Origin of the sequence: Amycolatopsis ruanii, from assembly GCF_003385175.1 — a bacterium.
Lineage (GTDB): Bacteria > Actinomycetota > Actinomycetes > Mycobacteriales > Pseudonocardiaceae > Amycolatopsis_E > Amycolatopsis_E thermalba.
Genome location: NZ_PQHY01000072.1, coordinates 1 through 15,739, shown reverse-complemented (window position 1 = coordinate 15,739; position 15,739 = coordinate 1). Strand labels below are relative to the sequence as shown.

At 72.9% G+C, this 15,739-nt stretch carries 16 protein-coding genes; 11 read left to right on the top strand and 5 right to left on the bottom strand.

From position 1 onward, the window contains the following. Positions 1-23: 23 nt before the first annotated feature. The 4 genes from D0D28_RS28585 (at position 24) to D0D28_RS28570 (ending at position 6,541) form a co-directional block, all read left to right on the top strand. Positions 24-1,412, top strand: a complete 1,389-nt coding sequence (locus D0D28_RS28585; protein ID WP_116113956.1) for a PLP-dependent aminotransferase family protein — start codon at positions 24-26, stop codon at positions 1,410-1,412. Between the two features lie 46 nt (positions 1,413-1,458). Beyond that, positions 1,459-4,434 (top strand): ATP-binding protein, encoded by a 2,976-nt coding sequence (locus D0D28_RS28580; RefSeq protein WP_116113954.1) that lies wholly within the window; start codon positions 1,459-1,461, stop codon positions 4,432-4,434. 69 nt (positions 4,435-4,503) lie between these two features. Then, positions 4,504-5,901 (top strand): FAD-binding oxidoreductase, encoded by a 1,398-nt coding sequence (locus D0D28_RS28575; RefSeq protein ID WP_094004209.1) that lies wholly within the window; start codon positions 4,504-4,506, stop codon positions 5,899-5,901. A gap of 7 nt (positions 5,902-5,908) precedes the next feature. After that, positions 5,909-6,541 carry an HD domain-containing protein gene (locus D0D28_RS28570; protein ID WP_116113951.1) on the top strand — a complete coding sequence of 211 codons (633 nt, stop codon included), beginning with the start codon at positions 5,909-5,911 and terminating at the stop codon, positions 6,539-6,541. On the opposite strand, the gene D0D28_RS28565 is transcribed toward D0D28_RS28570, so the two are convergent. Next, entirely contained in the window at positions 6,528-7,451 is a 924-nt protein-coding gene (locus tag D0D28_RS28565) for an SDR family NAD(P)-dependent oxidoreductase (protein ID WP_116113949.1), read from the bottom strand. The two genes, D0D28_RS28570 and D0D28_RS28565, sit on opposite strands and share 14 nt — an antisense overlap. Positions 7,452-7,503: 52 nt before the next feature. Between D0D28_RS28565 and D0D28_RS28560 the strand changes: the two genes are divergently transcribed. Both D0D28_RS28560 and D0D28_RS28555 read left to right on the top strand, forming a co-directional pair. After that, a complete protein-coding gene (locus D0D28_RS28560; protein WP_116113946.1) occupies positions 7,504-7,914 on the top strand; it encodes a MerR family transcriptional regulator in 411 nt (136 codons plus the stop codon). A gap of 443 nt (positions 7,915-8,357) precedes the next feature. After that, entirely contained in the window at positions 8,358-9,344 is a 987-nt protein-coding gene (locus D0D28_RS28555; protein WP_094004214.1) for an LLM class F420-dependent oxidoreductase, read from the top strand. On the opposite strand, the gene pip is transcribed toward D0D28_RS28555, so the two are convergent. Next, positions 9,325-10,299 carry a prolyl aminopeptidase gene (gene pip / locus D0D28_RS28550; RefSeq protein WP_116113943.1) on the bottom strand — a complete coding sequence of 325 codons (975 nt, stop codon included), beginning with the start codon at positions 10,297-10,299 and terminating at the stop codon, positions 9,325-9,327. The genes D0D28_RS28555 and pip overlap by 20 nt on opposite strands. 38 nt (positions 10,300-10,337) lie before the next feature. Here pip and D0D28_RS28545 point away from each other — a divergent pair, with 38 nt between their 5' ends. From D0D28_RS28545 to D0D28_RS28530, 4 genes are all read left to right on the top strand, one after another. Next, a complete protein-coding gene (locus D0D28_RS28545; RefSeq protein WP_116113940.1) occupies positions 10,338-10,814 on the top strand; it encodes a MarR family winged helix-turn-helix transcriptional regulator in 477 nt (158 codons plus the stop codon). A gap of 78 nt (positions 10,815-10,892) precedes the next feature. Continuing rightward, positions 10,893-11,273 carry a hypothetical protein gene (locus D0D28_RS35870; RefSeq protein WP_162831222.1) on the top strand — a complete coding sequence of 127 codons (381 nt, stop codon included), beginning with the start codon at positions 10,893-10,895 and terminating at the stop codon, positions 11,271-11,273. 43 nt (positions 11,274-11,316) lie between these two features. Then, on the top strand, positions 11,317-12,033 hold the full coding sequence (locus D0D28_RS28535; protein ID WP_116113980.1) for a class I SAM-dependent methyltransferase: 717 nt from the start codon (positions 11,317-11,319) through the stop codon (positions 12,031-12,033). A 14-nt stretch (positions 12,034-12,047) separates the two neighbouring features. Continuing rightward, a complete protein-coding gene (locus tag D0D28_RS28530; RefSeq protein WP_094004218.1) occupies positions 12,048-12,608 on the top strand; it encodes a DUF4865 family protein in 561 nt (186 codons plus the stop codon). Position 12,609: 1 nt separating this feature from the next. Here D0D28_RS28530 and D0D28_RS28525 read toward each other — a convergent pair whose 3' ends face one another. Next, positions 12,610-13,152 carry an RBBP9/YdeN family alpha/beta hydrolase gene (locus D0D28_RS28525; protein ID WP_094004219.1) on the bottom strand — a complete coding sequence of 181 codons (543 nt, stop codon included), beginning with the start codon at positions 13,150-13,152 and terminating at the stop codon, positions 12,610-12,612. Positions 13,153-13,276: 124 nt separating this feature from the next. Here D0D28_RS28525 and D0D28_RS28520 point away from each other — a divergent pair, with 124 nt between their 5' ends. Continuing rightward, the gene (locus D0D28_RS28520; RefSeq protein WP_116113938.1) at positions 13,277-13,717 is read left to right on the top strand and encodes an Lrp/AsnC family transcriptional regulator; all 441 of its coding nucleotides are present in this window, start codon (positions 13,277-13,279) and stop codon (positions 13,715-13,717) included. Here D0D28_RS28520 and D0D28_RS28515 read toward each other — a convergent pair. After that, positions 13,707-14,897: an RtcB family protein gene (locus tag D0D28_RS28515; protein ID WP_116113936.1), complete on the bottom strand. Its 1,191-nt coding sequence runs from the start codon at positions 14,895-14,897 to the stop codon at positions 13,707-13,709. The genes D0D28_RS28520 and D0D28_RS28515 overlap by 11 nt on opposite strands. A gap of 66 nt (positions 14,898-14,963) precedes the next feature. Continuing rightward, complete coding sequence (locus tag D0D28_RS28510; RefSeq protein WP_094004222.1) at positions 14,964-15,371, bottom strand: hypothetical protein; 408 nt, start codon at positions 15,369-15,371, stop codon at positions 14,964-14,966. Positions 15,372-15,739: the final 368 nt, after the last annotated feature.

The following is a 15,739-nucleotide window of genomic DNA, read 5'->3' as shown; positions in this document are numbered from 1 at the left end:
GAGTAGCGCTACTATCCTGCCTCATGTCTGACGATAGCAGCTCCCGCATCGTCGCCGGGCTCCGCGAGTGGATCGCGTCCGCCGAGCCGGGTGCGCGGCTGCCGTCCACGCGGACGCTGGTCGCCGAGTACGCGGCGAGCCCGGTGACCGTCCAGAAGGCGTTGCGGACGCTCACCGCGCACGGGCTGGTGGAGAGCCGGCCCGGCGTGGGGACGTTCGTGCGGGCGGTGCGGGTGCCGCGCGCGAACGACTACGGGTGGCAGACCGCGGCGCTCGGGTCGCCGCCGCACCGCCTGCCGCGGATGTCGACCGCGTTGCGCTCGGTGCCCAACGACGCGATCGCGCTGCACTCGGGCTACCCGGACCGCGAGCTGCTGCCCGAACGGCTGGTGCGGGCCGCGTTCACCCGTGCCGCCCGGGGCGGTTCCGCGGTCAGCCGGCCGCCGGTCGCCGGGTTGCCGGAGCTGCAGGCGTGGTTCGCCGCCGAGCTGGGCTGCGCGGCGCCGGGCGACGTGGTCGTGTTCCCCGGGAGCCAGAGCGGGCTCAGCGCGGCGTTCCGGGGGCTGGTCGGGGCGGGGGCGCCGCTGGTGCTGGAATCGCCGACGTACTGGGGCGCGATCCTCGCCGCCGGGCTCGCCGGGGTGCGGGTGGTGCCGGTGCCCAGCGGGCCGCACGGCCCGGATCCGGACGAGCTGGACTGCGCGTTCCGCCGGACCGGGGCGCGGGCGTTCTACGCGCAACCGAACTTCGCCAACCCGACCGGGGCCCGGTGGTCGCCGGAGCTGGGGGACCGGGTCCTCGGCGTCGTCCGCGAGCACGGCGCGTTCCTGATCGAGGACGACTGGGCGCACGACTTCGGGATCTCGGCGGAGGTGGTCCCGCTCGCCACTCGCGACGACCGCGGGCACGTGGTGTACCTGCGCTCGCTGACGAAGAGCGTGTCCCCGGCGGTGCGGGTGGCCGGGATCGTCGCGCGGGGCGCCGCCCGGGAACGCATCCTGGCCAGCGCGCAGGGCGAGTCGATGTACGTGAGCGGGCTGCTGCAGGCGGTCGACATCGACGTCGTCACGCAGCCCGGATGGCGTACGCATCTGCGGGGCCTGCGCCGCCAGCTGGCCGCGCGCCGCGACCTGCTCGTCGAGGCGCTGCGGGAACACGTCCCGACGGCGCGCCTGGACGGCGTGCCGCAGGGCGGGCTGAACCTGTGGGTGCGGCTGCCCGACGCCACCGACGCACCGCGCCTGGCCCGCGACTGCGAGGCGGCCGGGGTGGTGGTGAACCCGGGCAGCGAGTGGTTCCCCGCGGAGCCGCCCGGGGTGTACCTGCGGCTCAACTACTCCGGCCCGAACCCCGGCGCTTTTCCCGAAGGGGCGCGGATTCTCGGCAACGCACTGGCCCGGCAAGGGGTTTAGGGATTTCGTCGTCGATCCGGTCCCCGCCGCGGTCTAGGCTGTCTGGATGCTGCGGGTCTCCCTCTTGGGAGAGCAGGCGATCCTCGACGAAGCGGACGGCTCGGTGGTGACACGTTCGCCACGCACCGTCGCGCTCGTCGCGTTCCTCGTCGTCCACGCGGGCGTGCCCCAGCCGCGGCAGCGCATCGCCGAGCTGTTCTGGCCCGACTCGTCCGAACCGCAGGCCCTGACGAACCTCCGCCGCGAACTGCACCACCTGCGTCACACCCTCGGCGAGGACTGCCTGGTGGTGACGCCGAAGGACCTGTGCTGGCGGGACAGCGCGACCATCCGCGTGGACGTGCGCGACTTCCAGCTCACCTGCGCGGCGATCCAGTCCGGCCACGCCGTCCTCGACCACGCCCCGGCCGCGATCGCGCTCTACCACGGTGAATTCCTGCCCGGCACCACCGACGAGTGGGTCATCCAGCCGCGCGCCGAACTCGAATCCTCCTGCGTGCGGCTGTGCGATCTGCTGTGCGAGGCGCGGAAGAGCCGCGGGGACCTGCCCGGCGCCGCCGAAGCCGCCCGCCGCCGCATCCAGCTGCGGCCGCTGGAGGAACACGGCTACCGCGCGTTGATGGACCTGCAGGCCGCGATGGGTGACCGGGCCAGCGCCGTCAGCACCTACCACCAGTGCGCGTCCACTCTGGAACGCGAACTCGGCGTCGTCCCGGACGAGGCGACTCGCCGCGCGCTGCGGCGCCAGCACGACCGGCCCGCCGCGGGCCCGCGCCCCGGCACCACGGGGCTCGTCGGGCGCGGCAGGGAGATGGCCGTCCTGTCGCGCGTCTGGCAGACCGCGGCGGCCGGGCGCCCCGGACTGGTGCTGGTGAGCGGCGGCGCCGGGGTCGGCAAGAGCCGCCTGGTCGCCGAACTCGCCGCCGCGGCCCGCGCGCACGGCGCGATCGTGGCCACCTCGCAGTGCTTCGGCACGCCCGGGCGGCTGCCGCTGGCGCCGGTCGCGGACTGGCTGCGCACGCCGGCGGTGCGGGCCGCGACCGCGAACCTGGAACCGGTGTGGCGCGCCGAGGTGGACCGGCTCGTGCCCGCCGGCCGGTCCCGGAGCGAGCCGGACACCGGCCCCCGCGCGATGGTCGACGCCTGGCAGCGGCACCGGTTCTTCGAAGGGCTCGCGCGGGCGCTCACCGGCGCCGGCCGCCCGACGCTGCTGGTGCTGGACAACCTGCAGTGGTGCGATCAGGAAACCCTGGCGTTCCTGGTGTTCTGCCTCGGTCTCACCACGGACGCGCCGGTCCTCGTCGCCGCGACCCTGCGCACCGACGGCGAGTGGCCGCAACTGGGCGAGTGGACCACCCGCATGCGCGCCACCGGCCTGCTCACCGAGCTGCCCCTGAACCCGCTAGACGTCACCGAGTCCGCCCGGCTGGCCGAACTGATCTCCGGGCAGCCGCTCACCCCGGCCGACCGCGCGCTGCTGCAGGCCACCACCGGCGGGTTCCCGCTCTACGTCGTCGAAGCCGTCCGCGGCAAGGCACTGCCCGGCAGCGATCTCACCGACGTGCTGCGCAACCGCATCGAGCAGGCCGGCCCCGCCGCGCGCAAGATCGACCGGCCCGCCGCCGCGGTCGGCCGCGACTTCACGCTCGCGCTGCTCACCGAGGCCAGCGACCTGGAACCGGACACCGTCGTCCAGGCCGTCGACGAGCTGTGGCGGCGCCGCATCATCCACGAGATCGGCGGCGGCTACGACTTCAGCCACGACCTGCTCCGCGACACCGCCTACCACCTGGTCAGCCCGCCCAACCGGTGGCTGCTGCACCAGCGCGTCGCGCAGGCGCTGGAACTGCTGCACGCCGGCGACACCGACCCGGTCTCCGGCCGCCTCGCCGAGCAGTACGCGCGAGGCGGGCGGCCGGACCGCGCGGTCGGTTTCTACCGGCGCGCCGCGGCCTTCGCCTCCAGCACCTTCGCCCACGCCGAGGCGATCCGGCTGCACCAGCAGGCCCTGGACATCGTGCGCGCGCACCCGGACAGCGCCGAGTCCGCCCGTCAGGAGCTGGCGATCCTGGAGACGATGGCGGCACCGCTGAACGCCCGCCACGGGTACGCCTCCCCGCAGTTGCAGCAGGCCCTGGAACGCACGGTCGCCCTCGCCAAGCGGCTGGGGCGGCGGGATTCGATGCTCACCGCGATGGTCGGGCTCTGGGCGTCGCGCTTCGTGCAGGGCCGCACCGCCGACGCCTACCAGGTCGCCACGACCGTGCTGAACCTCGTCGACCCGGACTCCGAGCTGCGTGGATCGGCGCACTTCGCGTTCGGCGGGTCCGCGACGAGCCTCGGGCGGCCCGCCGAGGCGCTGCGGCACTTCGACCTCGCCGTGAAACTGACCCGGGAGGCCCCGTCGCTGACCGTGGGCACCCGCCCGGACGTGCACGCCACCGCGTGGGCCGCGCACCCGCACTGGCTGCTCGGCCACACCGGCGAGGCGCTGGCCGCCTGCCAGGACGCCGTCGACCTCGCCCGGTCCACCGAGCACCCGTACAGCCTCGCCGTCGCGCTGGCCTACGCCGGGATCACCTACCAGATGTGCGGTGAGGTGGACCGGCTCGGCGACACCGTGCGCGAGCTGGGCGAGCTGTGCGACCGATACGGGTTCGCCTACTACCGGGAATGGGGCCTGGTGCTGGGCGGCTGGCGGACCGGGCGGCCCGGCGTCGCGCGGCGCGGCATCGACAACCTGCGCGCGGAGGGCTCGTTCGCGCGGATGCCGTACTGGCTCGCGCTGCTGGCCGACCTGTCCGCGCCGGACGCCGCCCGCGCGACCCTGGACGCCGCGATCGTCGCCGGGCAGGCCCGCGACGACGTGTGGTGGATGCCCGAGGTGATGCGCAAGCGCGCCGCCCTCGACGACCCGGCCACCGCGATCTCCCGGCTGCGCTCGGCGGTGCGGCTCGCCGAGGCGCAGGGCAGTCTCGCGCTGGTGCGGCGGTGCGAGCACGACCTCGGCGTCCGGGCGTGAGCCCGCGCGGGCGAACGCTGCGCGAACGCCCGGTCCCTAGCGTCGTGGCGACCCACCCGAGGAGGAGCCATGACCACCATCGCCACCGCGCCGTTCTCCGAACTCGCCGCCGCCCTGCGCGGAGACCTCGTGCTGCCGCAGGACCCCAACTACGACGCCGCGCGCGCCGTCTACAACGGCCTGATCGACCGCAGGCCCGCCGCGGTCGTCCGGGTTCGCGACACCGCGGACGTCGTCGCGTGCGTGAAGTTCGCGCGGGCGCACGACATCACGATCGCCGTCCGCGGCGGGGGCCACAACGCGGGCGGCCTCGGCGTCGCCGACGACGCCCTGGTGATCGACTTCGCGTTGCTGCACAGCACCACCGTCGACCCCGAGCACCACACCGTCCGCGCCGACGCGGGGTGCACGTGGGCCGACGTCGACCACGCCACGGTCCCGTTCGGCATGGCCGTGCCGTGCGGGTTCCTCGGCTCGACCGGGGTCGCGGGGCTGACGCTCGGCGGTGGGGTCGGATACCTGTCCCGGAAGTTCGGGCTCACCGTGGACAACCTGCTCTCGGCCGACGTGGTGCTGGCCGACGGCACGCTCGTGACCGCGAACGAGACCTCCCACCCGGACCTGTTCTGGGCGCTGCGCGGCGGTGGCGGGAACTTCGGCGTGGTCACGTCGTTCACGTTCCGCGCGCACGACATCGGCGAGCGCGGCGTCATCATCGGCGGGCCGGTGCTCTACGACCTGGCCGACACCGCGGACGTGATGCGCTGGTACCGCGAGCTGCTGCCGTCGCTGCCGGAGGAGCTGTCCGGCTGGCTCGGGCTGCTGACCATCCCGCCGGCGCCGCCGTTCCCGGAGGAGCTGTGGGGACGCAAGGCGTGCGGCATCGTCTGGTGCTACACCGGGTCGCACGACCGCGCGGACGAGGTGCTGGAGCCGGTGAAGACCCACGGTTCGCCGCTGGTGGTGGGCCTGCAGGAGATGCCGCACAACGTCCTGCAGACCGCCTTCGACGCGCTGTACCCGCCCGGGCTGCGGTGGTACTGGAAGGCCGATTTCTTCTCGGAGATCACCGACGAGGCGATCGACGTGCACGTCCGGTACGGGCAGATGCTGCCGACGCCGTTCTCCACGATGCACCTGTACCCGATCGACGGCGCCGCGGCGCGCGTCCGGGCCGAGTCGACGGCGTTCGGCTACCGCGACGGCGGGTGGGCCGGGGTGATCGTCGGGGTGTCGCCGGAGCCGTCGGACGTGGCCGAGATGACCCGCTGGGCCAAGGACTACTGGTCCGATCTGCACCCGACGTCGGCCGGCGGGGCGTACGTCAACTTCATGATGGACGACGAGGGCCAGGAGCGCGTGCGGGCGTCCTACCGCGGCAACTACGACCGGCTGGCGCGGATCAAGGCCCAGTACGACCCGGAGAACGTCTTCCACGTCAACCAGAACATCCGTCCCGCGCGATGATGGGTACGTGCGGACGGAGTGGGTGAGCGCGGTACGGGCGCTCGGTGGCGACGGCGAGGTGGCGGCGGACGCGGCGGCGGACCTGGCCGCCCGGTACGCGGAGCCGCATCGCCGCTACCACGACACGGCGCACGTGCTCGCGGTGCTGCGGGATTCGGCGGCGCTCGCGGCGGAGCTGCGGTTGCCGCCGGAGGAGCGCGCGGTGCTCACCCTGGCCGCCGCACACGACGTCGTGTACGACGGGCGGCCCGGTGAGGACGAACGGCGCAGCGCCGAGTGGGCGGTCTCGTGGCTGCGCCGGGCCGGGGTGTCCGCCGGCCACGTGTCGCGGGTCGAGGAGCTGGTGCTGGCCACGCTGACGCACGCGGCTCCGGACGGCGACCTGACCGCGCAGGCGCTGCTCGACGCCGACCTGGCGATCCTCGGCGCCGGCGAAGCCACCTACGACCGCTACCGCACCGCGGTGCGCGCCGAGTACGCCCCGATCTCGACCGAGTTGTGGCGCGCCGGGCGGTCGGCCGTGCTCGCGGACCTGCTGGCGCGGGAGCCGCTGTACGCCACGGCGGCCGCGCGGTTGCGGTGGGAGGCCGCGGCCAAGGTGAACCTCGCGCGGGAGCTGGCGTCGCTCAGAACGCCGTGACGCCGGTCAGCTCCGCGGACAGTGCCCAGAGCCGCTCGGCCTGGGCGGGGTCCACGGCGTAGTCGCGCACGCCCGCGATCATCTCCGTGCTTTCGGTGGGTTCGGCGATGTCGCAGTCCTCGCAGTAGAGGCCGCCGAGGCCGTCGAGCTGGGGTGAGGTGGCGGCCCAGACCTGGGTGGCCGCGCCCTGCTCCGGGGTCTTGAAGCTGGGGTCGGCGGGGTTGCCGTGCTCGTCGATCCAGCCGGCGGCCAACATGTCCGCGGTGTCGAGGTGCCGCTGCAGTGGCGTGAGGATCGCGCCGGGGTGCAGGGAGAACGCGCGGGCGCGCTCGCGGCCGAGGACGTCCAGCTGCCGCGCGAAGAGCGCGTTGGCCGTTTTCGACTGGGCGTAGGCGAGCCAGCGGTCGTAGCCGCCGTCGAAGTGGACGTCGTCCCACCGGATTCCGGACAGCTGGTGCCCGGCCGAGGACACCACCACCACGCGCGCGCCCGGGGCGATGGCCGGCCAGAGGAGGTTGACCAGCGCGAAGTGGCCGAGGTGGTTGACCGCGAAGTGCGACTCCCAGCCCGGCCCGACGCGGGTTTCCGGGGCGGCCATGATGCCGGCGCCGGCGATGAGGATGTCGATGGCGCGGCCGGAGGCGAGGAACCTCTCCGCGAACCGGTGGACGCTGCCGAGGTCGGCGAGATCGAGTTCGTCCACTTCGGCCGCTTCGCGCGCGGCCGCCGGGCGGCGGGCGGGAACGACGACGTGGGCGCCCGCGCGGGTGAGCGCGCGGGTGGTGGCCAGGCCGATGCCGGAGTAGCCGCCGGTGACGATGGCGAGCTTGCCGGTGAGGTCCACCCCGGCGAGGACCTCGTCGGCGGTGGTGCGGGCACCGAAGCCGGTGCCGAGGGGTTTCTGGATCATGGCCGTGACGCTAGGAGCTCGACCGGCGTCTAGGTCAAGTTACGCTGGGCCGGTGGACTTGAGCATCGGCGAGGTCGCGCGGCGCACCGGGCTGAGTGTGCACACGCTGCGGCTGTACGAGCGGGAGGGCCTGCTGGCGAGCCCGGTCTCCCGCGACGCGAGCGGCCGCCGCGTCTACCGCGAGGCGGACGTCGAGTGGCTGGAGTACTGCACGCGGTTTCGCGCGTCGGGCATGCCGCTCGAGGCGATCCGCCGGTTCGCGGCCCTGGTGCGGCAGGGCCCGGGCAACGAACCCGAGCGGCTGGCGCTGCTGCGGGAGCACGAGGAGCGGGTGCGGGAGCGGATCGCGGAGCTGCAGGAGAGCCTCGCGGTGATCCGGCACAAGGTGACGGCGTACGCCGAGCACGTGGCGGCCGGCCGCGCCGCGGGCCTGTGGGAGCCGGCCGGGTCCACTGTGGATTGACCCGGTCGTGCCCGCTCCGTCGGTGACGGGCCCATGGCCTGACCCCGCTCAGGCCGATGTGACGAAATCGGACGTCCTCGACGCCCGGACCGGGCGCCTGCCGTGATCTTCCGGACCGGCGCGAACCATGCAAAAAGGATCACACCAGCGGTAACACCAGTCTCTCCGGTAACTCTCGTCGCAGAACGAGGGTGCACTGCGTGAGTCACACCCGGGGTGTGGTTAGTCTTCGCCAGCGAATGTCGTCGAGACCGTCCCGGGGGGTCAGGTGCGCAAGACCAGTTCACGGCCGTGGCAGCGCCGGCCACCGAGCCCGCAGCCGCCGCCGAGCAAGCCGCAGCCGATGCCGGGCCGCATCAGCCGCTGAGGAAGCCGTCAAAACGTCCAAACAGGACACGCAGGCGTCCGCCGGTGGTCACCCGCACCCCGGCTACGCTGGCCGCATGCGCTTCGGACTCTTCGTTCCCCAAGGCTGGCGGCTGGACCTGACCGGTATCGAGCCCGCCCGCCAGTGGGAGACCATGCTCGACATCGCCCGCTACGCCGAGAACGGGCCGTACGAGTCGGTGTGGGTGTACGACCACTTCCACACCGTCCCGGCCCCGCTGGCCGAGGCCACGCACGAGGCGTGGTCGCTGATGGCGGCGCTCGGCGCGACCACGAGCCGCGTCCGGCTGGGCCAGATGTGCACCTGCATGAGCTACCGCAACCCGGCCTACCTGGCCAAGGTCGCGGCGACCACGGACGTCATCTCGGGCGGCCGCGTCGAGATGGGCATCGGCGCCGGCTGGTACGAGCACGAGTGGCGGGCCTACGGCTACGGCTTCCCGCCCGCCGGTCAGCGGCTCGGCATGCTCGACGAGGGCGTGCAGATCATGCGGCAGCTGTGGGCCGAGGGCACGGCGACCCTGGACGGCAAGTACTACCAGGTCGACGGCGCCCTGTCGTACCCGCTGCCGCTGCAGGACGGCGGGATCCCGCTGTGGATCGCCGGCGGTGGCGAGAAGAAGACGCTGCGGATCGCCGCCCGGTACGCCCAGTACACCAACTTCGCCGGGGGCGCCGAGGACTTCAAGCACAAGTCCGAGGTCCTCGCCGCGCACTGCGCTGACGTGGGCACCGACTTCGACGCCATCGTCCGCTCGGCCAACTACCACGTCGTCATCGGCGAGACCGAGAAGGACGTGGCCGACCGCCTCGCGTGGATCCGCGCGCACTTCGAGCCGCACCTGTCCGCCGACCTGCTCGAGAGCACCGTGAACTCGTTCGCGAACGGTCCGCTGGTCGGCACCCCCGAGCAGATCGCCGAGCGGCTCACCGAGCTGCGCGGCCTGGGCATGACCTACGCGATCACCTACTTCGCCGACATCGCCTACGACCGCGCGTCGGTGGAGCTGTTCACGAACAAGGTCATCCCCGAGCTGGCCTGACCGCGAACTCGTCCAGTGCGGCGCGCCACGCCGCACGCATCGCGTCGCTGCCGGTGTGGCCGGAGTCGTCGATCACGATCAGTTCGGCGTCCGGCCACACCCGGGTCAGCTCCCACGCGGTCTCCACCGGGCTGCTGATGTCGAACCGGCCGTGGATGAGCTTGCCTGGAATGCCCTTGAGCCGGTGGGCCTCGCGGATCAGCACGCCCTCCTCCAGCCAGGCGGCGTTGGAGAAGTAGTGCGCGCAGATCCGGGTCATCGCGAGCAGGTCGCGGGACGGCCGGTCGCTGTAGGAGTTGGGCACGCCGTTGGGTTCCAGCGAGACCGCGGCGTCCTCCCACGTGCTCCAGTCCCGCGCGGCCTTGTTCCGCACCTCGGGATCCGGATCCGCCAGCAGGCGCGCGTAGGCGGCGAGGATGTCGAAGGTGTCGCCCTCGACGTCGCCGGCGCCGGCCCGGAACCGCTCCAGCTCCGCCGGGAAGAACCGGCCCACCCCGTTGTACAGCCAGTCGATCTCGCGCCGGCGGGTGGTGGTGACCCCGGCGATCACGATCTCGCTGACCCGCTCCGGGTGCCGCTCGGCGTAGGCGAGTTGCAGCGTCGAACCCCACGAGCCGCCGAAGAGCAGCCACTGCTCGACGTCCAGGTGCTCGCGCAGCCGTTCCATGTCCGCGATCAGGTGCTCGGTCGTGTTGTGGGTCAGGTCGGTCGCCGGATCGCTCGCGTGCGGGGTGCTGCGGCCGCAGTTGCGCTGGTCGAACAGGATGATCCGGTAGCGCTCGGGGTCGAAGAAGCCGCGTGAGCTGGTCCAGCCGCCGGAGCCGGGGCCGCCGTGGACGAACACGGCGGGCTTGCCGGCCGGGTTGCCGCACTCGGCCCAGTGGATTCGGTTGCCGTCGCCGACGTCCAGCATGCCTTCGGTGTGGGGTTCGGCGACGGGGTGGAGCTGGGTCATGATCCCTCCAGATGCAACAGTGCTGTTATATTAGCGCTGTGACAATTCCCGGCTCCGAACTGCTCGCCACCCGGCTGCGGCACCTGCTGGAGCTGCTGGACGGCGACGTCGCCGCCATCTACGCCGACCTCGGGCTGGACTGGTTCCGGCCGCGGTTCGCGCCCGTCATCCGGACGCTGGCCGCCGGCCCGCAGCCGATCCGGGACCTGGCCGCCGCCATCGGCGTCACCCATTCGGCGGCGAGCCAGACGGTCGCGCAGATGGTGAAGGCGGAGCTGGTGACGCTGAGCCCGGGTGCGGACGCCCGTCACCGCATCGTCCACCTGACGCCCAAGGCGGCGGACCTGCTGCCGGTGCTGGACGCGGAGTGGGCGGCGACCTCCGCGGCGGCGAAGGATTTCGAAGCCGGGCTCGCCTACCCGCTCAGCCGGCTGGTCGACGAGGCGATCGAGGCCTTGCGTGAGCGCCCGATGCGGCAGCGGATCGCCGACGCGGCACCGGATCTGCTCCGCTGACGACGAGCAGGTTTCGCGTTCTCTTGATCGGGGTACAACGACGCTCCATGCCCGTTGAACGAACAGCGGAGGACCGTCTTGCCGGATTCAGCCCAGATCTGCGACAGAACCAGCGGCGTGCCCCTGCTGGGCGCGCCCCACCTCGCCGGGCTCCGGCGGCACCTCCGCGAGCTTCTGGGCGGGGAGGACGAGGAAGCGGTCGCGCGGGCGCTCGTCGTCGCCGACACCCTCGCCAGTCTCGCCTGCCGCCACGCCCACCCGCCGTTCACCGTCCGGTTGCGGTACGCCGAGGGCGTGAGCCTGCGGGCCGAGATCCGCGAGCTGCGCTGCGGCACCCTGCCCGGTCACGCGGCGCTGCGGCTCCCGCTGCACATCCTCGACTGCCTCGCCCGCACCTGGTGCGTCGATCTGCAGGACCACCACGGTGTGCTCGTCGCCGAGGTCGACCTGGCCGGGTGAAATCCGGTTGCGCCACCCCGCGGCGGACGTGAGGCTGCCGCACGTGACCGAAGCGTTCTTCGCGTTGTTCCACGGCCTGCCGCGGCAGGGGCCGGGGTCGGACGCCACCACCCTCCGCCTCCTCGAACTCGCCGCGCCGCTGCCCGAGCGGCCCCGCGTGCTCGACCTCGGGTGCGGCCCCGGCCGGTCCGCGCTGCTGCTGGCGAAGGCCGGTGCCCGGGTGACCGGCCTCGACACCCACCAGCCGTTCCTCGACGCCCGCGACCGGGCGGCCGAGGGGCTCGACGTGGAGACCGTCAACGCCTCGATGGCCGAGCCGCCGTTCCCGGACGGCACGTTCGACCTCCTGTGGGCCGAGAGCGCGGTGTTCGTCCTCGGGTTCGACACCGCGCTGCGCACGTGGAAGCGGCTGCTCAAGCCGGGCGGCACGCTCGTGCTCACCGAATGCGAATGGTCCACCGGCGAGCCGTCCGCGGCGGTCCGGGAGTTCTGGGACGCGCAGTATCCACTGCGGACGACCGCGCAGAACACCGCCGCGGCGGAAGCGGCCGGCTACCGGGTGGACGCGGTGCTGCCGCAGCCGGACAGCGACTGGTTCGACGAGTTCTACGACCACCTGGAAGCCCGCGCCGACGCCGCCGACACCAGTGACCCGGCGATGGCCGAGGCGGTCGCCGCGGCGCGGCGGGAGATCGCCATGCGGCGCGAGCACGGCGCGGAGTACCAGTACACCGGCTACGTGCTCCGTACATACCAGTAGGTACACTCGCGCGGGTGTACGCCACGCAGTACGAGATCAGCCTGCCGGCCGACTACGACATGGGCATCATCCGCAAGCGGGTGGCCGACCGCGGGCACGCGCTGGACGACCGCGCGGGGCTCGGCCTGAAGGCGTACCTCGTCCGGGAGAGCCCGAACCAGTACGCGCCGTTCTACCTGTGGCGCGACACCGGCCGGATGGCGGAGTTCCTGGCCGGTGGCGGCGGTTTCCACAACATCGTGCGGGATTTCGGCCGCCCGGTGGTGCGGCACTGGACGGGCCTGGCGTTCGAGCGCGGCCCGGTGTTCGACGCGGTCCCGCGGCGGGCTTCCCGTCTCATCACGCCGATCCCGGACGGCGACCCGGCGAGCGCTGTAGAAGAGGCACTCGCCGGGGCGTCCGTGATCGCTCGTGAGTCCGGCGTGCACAGCGTGGCGCTCGCGCTGGACCCGCACCACTGGCAGCTGGCGCGGTTCATCCTCGGCGAGGATGACGGCGAGGCCACCGAGCGGTACGAGGTGCTGCACCTGTCGGTGCCGGAACTGGCCGCCGTCCGCGTGGGACGGCAGTGGTAGCTCAGCCGGCGACCTCGGCGAGGAGGTCCAGGCCGGCCGTCCACTCGCCGAGGCCGCTGCCGGAGTTGAGGTGGCCGTGCCCGGCGAGTACGCGCCGGGGGACCCGCCACGCGTCGGCGAGCGCGGCGGACGCCGCCGGGTCGCAGTAGGGGTCGTCGTCGCTCGCGACGACCAGGCCGGGGCAGGGCAGTGGCCGGGCCCGCAGGTCTGCGAACGCCGGCGCGGCCTGGCGGGGGAACGCCGGTCCCCGCGGATCCGGTGGTGCGACCAGGAAGGCGGCGACGCCGTGCGGTGGTGCCGAGACCAGCCACTCGGCGGCCGCCCAGCAGCCGAGACTGTGCGCCACCAGCACAACCCGGTCGTCGCGGCGCACCGCGGCCGTATGGGCGGCCCCGATTGCGGCCACCCAGTCCGCGAGGTCCGGCTCGGCCCAGGAGGCCGGGGCGATCCGGACGGCCGAGGCGCCCCACCGCGCCTCCCACGCGGTCTGCCAGTGCTTCTCGTCCGATCCGTCGATGCCGGGGATGATGACGTACGCGACCAACGTCCACCGCCACTTCCATTCGTGGCGCCCGCCCCTCGCGGGCGCTGCCCGAGGGGATTGTGAATGGACCAGCTGTGCGTGACGGGCGTGGCAAGCGATCTCAAGGGAAGTGGCGGCGACAACGATGGAATCACTCGACGAGATCGACCGCGCGATCCTGGAGTTGCTGCAGGCCGACGGCCGGCTCAGCGGCGCCGAGGTGGGCCGCCGGGTGGGGCTGTCCCAGCCGGCGGCCGCCGCGCGCATCCAGCGCCTGGAGAAGAGCGGCGTCATCCTCGGCTACCGCGCCGTCGTCGACCCGGCCGCGGTCGGGTTGAACATCCACGCCGTCGTCCGGTTGCGCACCACGCACGCCCGGCTGGCGAAGGCGCTCGCCCTCGCCGAGCGGATTCCCGACGTCGTCTCGACGGTCCGGGTGACCGGCGAGGACTGCCTGCTGTTCGACGTGCACTGCACGCACGCCGAACGGCTCGAGCAGGTCGTGGACTCGCTGGCCCGCTTCGGGCCGGTCACCACGTCGCTCGTGTTGCGCAGCTACCCGCCGAAGCCGCTGCCTACCCCTTGACGCACACCACCTGCTTGAGGTGCGCGACGACTTCCACCAGGTCGGTCTGCGCCCGGATCACCGAGTCGATGTCCTTGTAGGCGGCCGGGATCTCGTCGACCACGCCCTCGTCCTTGCGGCACTCCACGCCGCTGGTCTGGGCGGCGAGGTCGGCCGCGGTGAACGTCTTGCGGGCCTTGGTCCGCGACATGCGCCGCCCGGCGCCGTGCGACGCCGAGTGGAACGAGGTCTCGTTGCCGAGGCCGCGCACGATGTAGGAGCCGGTGCCCATGCTGCCCGGGATGATCCCGAGGTCACCCGAGCCGGCGCGGATCGCGCCCTTGCGGGTGACCAGCACGTCCACGCCGTCGTAGGTCTCCTCGGCGACGTAGTTGTGGTGGCACGAGATCGGCTCGTCGAACCGCACGCCGGGCACCGTGTCGGCCACCGCCTGCTGCACGAGCGCGACCATGGTGGCGCGGTTGCGGGCCGCGTACTCCTGCGCCCAGAACAGGTCGCGCCGGTACGCCTCCATCTCCGGGGTGCCGGCGACGAACACGGCCAGGTCGCGGTCGGGCAGGTCCGCGTTGTGCGGCAGCTTGCGGGCGATGTCGATGTGCCGCTTGGCCAGCTCGTTGCCGATCCCGCGCGAGCCCGAGTGCAGCATCAGCCACACGCGGCCGGCGTCCGGGCCGCCCTGCTCGAGGCAGACCTCGATGAAGTGGTTGCCGCCGCCGAGGCTGCCGATCTGCGCCCGCGCCCGGTCGCGCAGGTTCTGCACGCCGGTGTGCAGGTGCCCGAACGCCTGCCAGAACTCGTTCCAGCCGCCGGTGCCGGGCACGTGCGCGGGGTCGACCGGGGTGCGGTGCATGGCGAAGCCGACCGGAACGGCGTCCTCGATGCGGCGCCGCAGCCGGCCGAGGTCGTCGGGCGGGTGGTCGGCGGTCAGCGAGGTGCGGACCGCGCTCATGCCGCAGCCGATGTCCACGCCCACCGCGGCGGGGGAGACCGCGTCCCGCATGGCGATCACGCTGCCGACCGTCGCGCCCTTGCCGTAGTGCACGTCCGGCATGACGGCCAGACCGTGCACCCACGGCAGGTTGGCGACGTTGTGCAGCTGACGCATCGCGGCGTCCTCGACGGTCGCCGGGTCGGCCCACATGCGGATCGGCACGCGGGCGCCCTCGACGGCGGTGAACATCCGAAGATCCTTTCGCTGGAGTGGATCCACAGGGTTACCCGCGAAAGGTCCCGGAGCAACCGGATTTCAGTAGTCGTCGCGCCCGGTGAGTTGTTCCTCGAGCAGCTCGGCGGAGCTGGTGACCAGCGCGAGCGGGTCGACGAACTCGTTGATGTCGAGGTTCGCCAGCGGGAGTGAGTGCCGGAGCACCAGGTACTCGCCCATGACGACCACCCCGCCCACGACGGTGGTGTGCCCCACCTCGGCGAGGACCCCGACCACGTCCACTTCGTCCACCCGCGCGAACGGGGTCGCGATCTGGATCCACTCGTCCCGCCGATCGAGAACCTCCCGGGCGATGACGACGATCTGGGTGCGCTCTTCCTCCTCGGGATCGGATTGGAAACGCACCCGGATGCGCAGTTCGTCCGGTTCGTCCCGGATCACCTTGTACTGCTGCCGGATGAACGTCGCGAGATCGCGCCAGGTCGTCACCCCAGGAGTTCCCTTCTTCGTGCCCGGATGGTCACGGGAAGTGAAGCACAGATGATCTAGGAACGGGACGGCACCAGGAAGATACGCACCCGAACCGCCGGCCGGCAACGCAACGGAACCGACCTCGCCACAGGCCGCGCGGCAGCCCTGCAAACCGGCGCCCGGCAACGGCAGTGGCCCGGCACTCGCCTGCCCGCGCGGCAGCCCAGCAAACCGCCGCCCGGCAACGCAAGTTGACCGACTAGGTCCTGTCCTGTAATTGATCTAGCTGCGGTTCTGGTTTGATCTTGGGTTGTGGTGGGTCGGGGTGAGGTGACGGATCGGGCGTGGGCGTGGATCGAGCCGCTGCTGCCGCCGGTGTCGGGTCG

Bases quoted from the DNA above. Each gene is read 5' to 3' on its own strand.
- D0D28_RS28585 (WP_116113956.1), top strand. From the start codon at position 24: ATGTCTGACGATAGCAGCTCCCGCATCGTCGCCGGGCTCCGCGAGTGG.
- D0D28_RS28580 (WP_116113954.1), top strand. From the start codon at position 1,459: ATGCTGCGGGTCTCCCTCTTGGGAGAGCAGGCGATCCTCGACGAAGCG.
- D0D28_RS28575 (WP_094004209.1), top strand. From the start codon at position 4,504: ATGACCACCATCGCCACCGCGCCGTTCTCCGAACTCGCCGCCGCCCTG.
- D0D28_RS28565 (WP_116113949.1), bottom strand. From the start codon at position 7,451: ATGATCCAGAAACCCCTCGGCACCGGCTTCGGTGCCCGCACCACCGCC.
- D0D28_RS28555 (WP_094004214.1), top strand. From the start codon at position 8,358: ATGCGCTTCGGACTCTTCGTTCCCCAAGGCTGGCGGCTGGACCTGACC.
- pip (WP_116113943.1), bottom strand. From the start codon at position 10,299: ATGACCCAGCTCCACCCCGTCGCCGAACCCCACACCGAAGGCATGCTG.
- D0D28_RS28520 (WP_116113938.1), top strand. From the start codon at position 13,277: ATGGAATCACTCGACGAGATCGACCGCGCGATCCTGGAGTTGCTGCAG.
- D0D28_RS28515 (WP_116113936.1), bottom strand. From the start codon at position 14,897: ATGTTCACCGCCGTCGAGGGCGCCCGCGTGCCGATCCGCATGTGGGCC.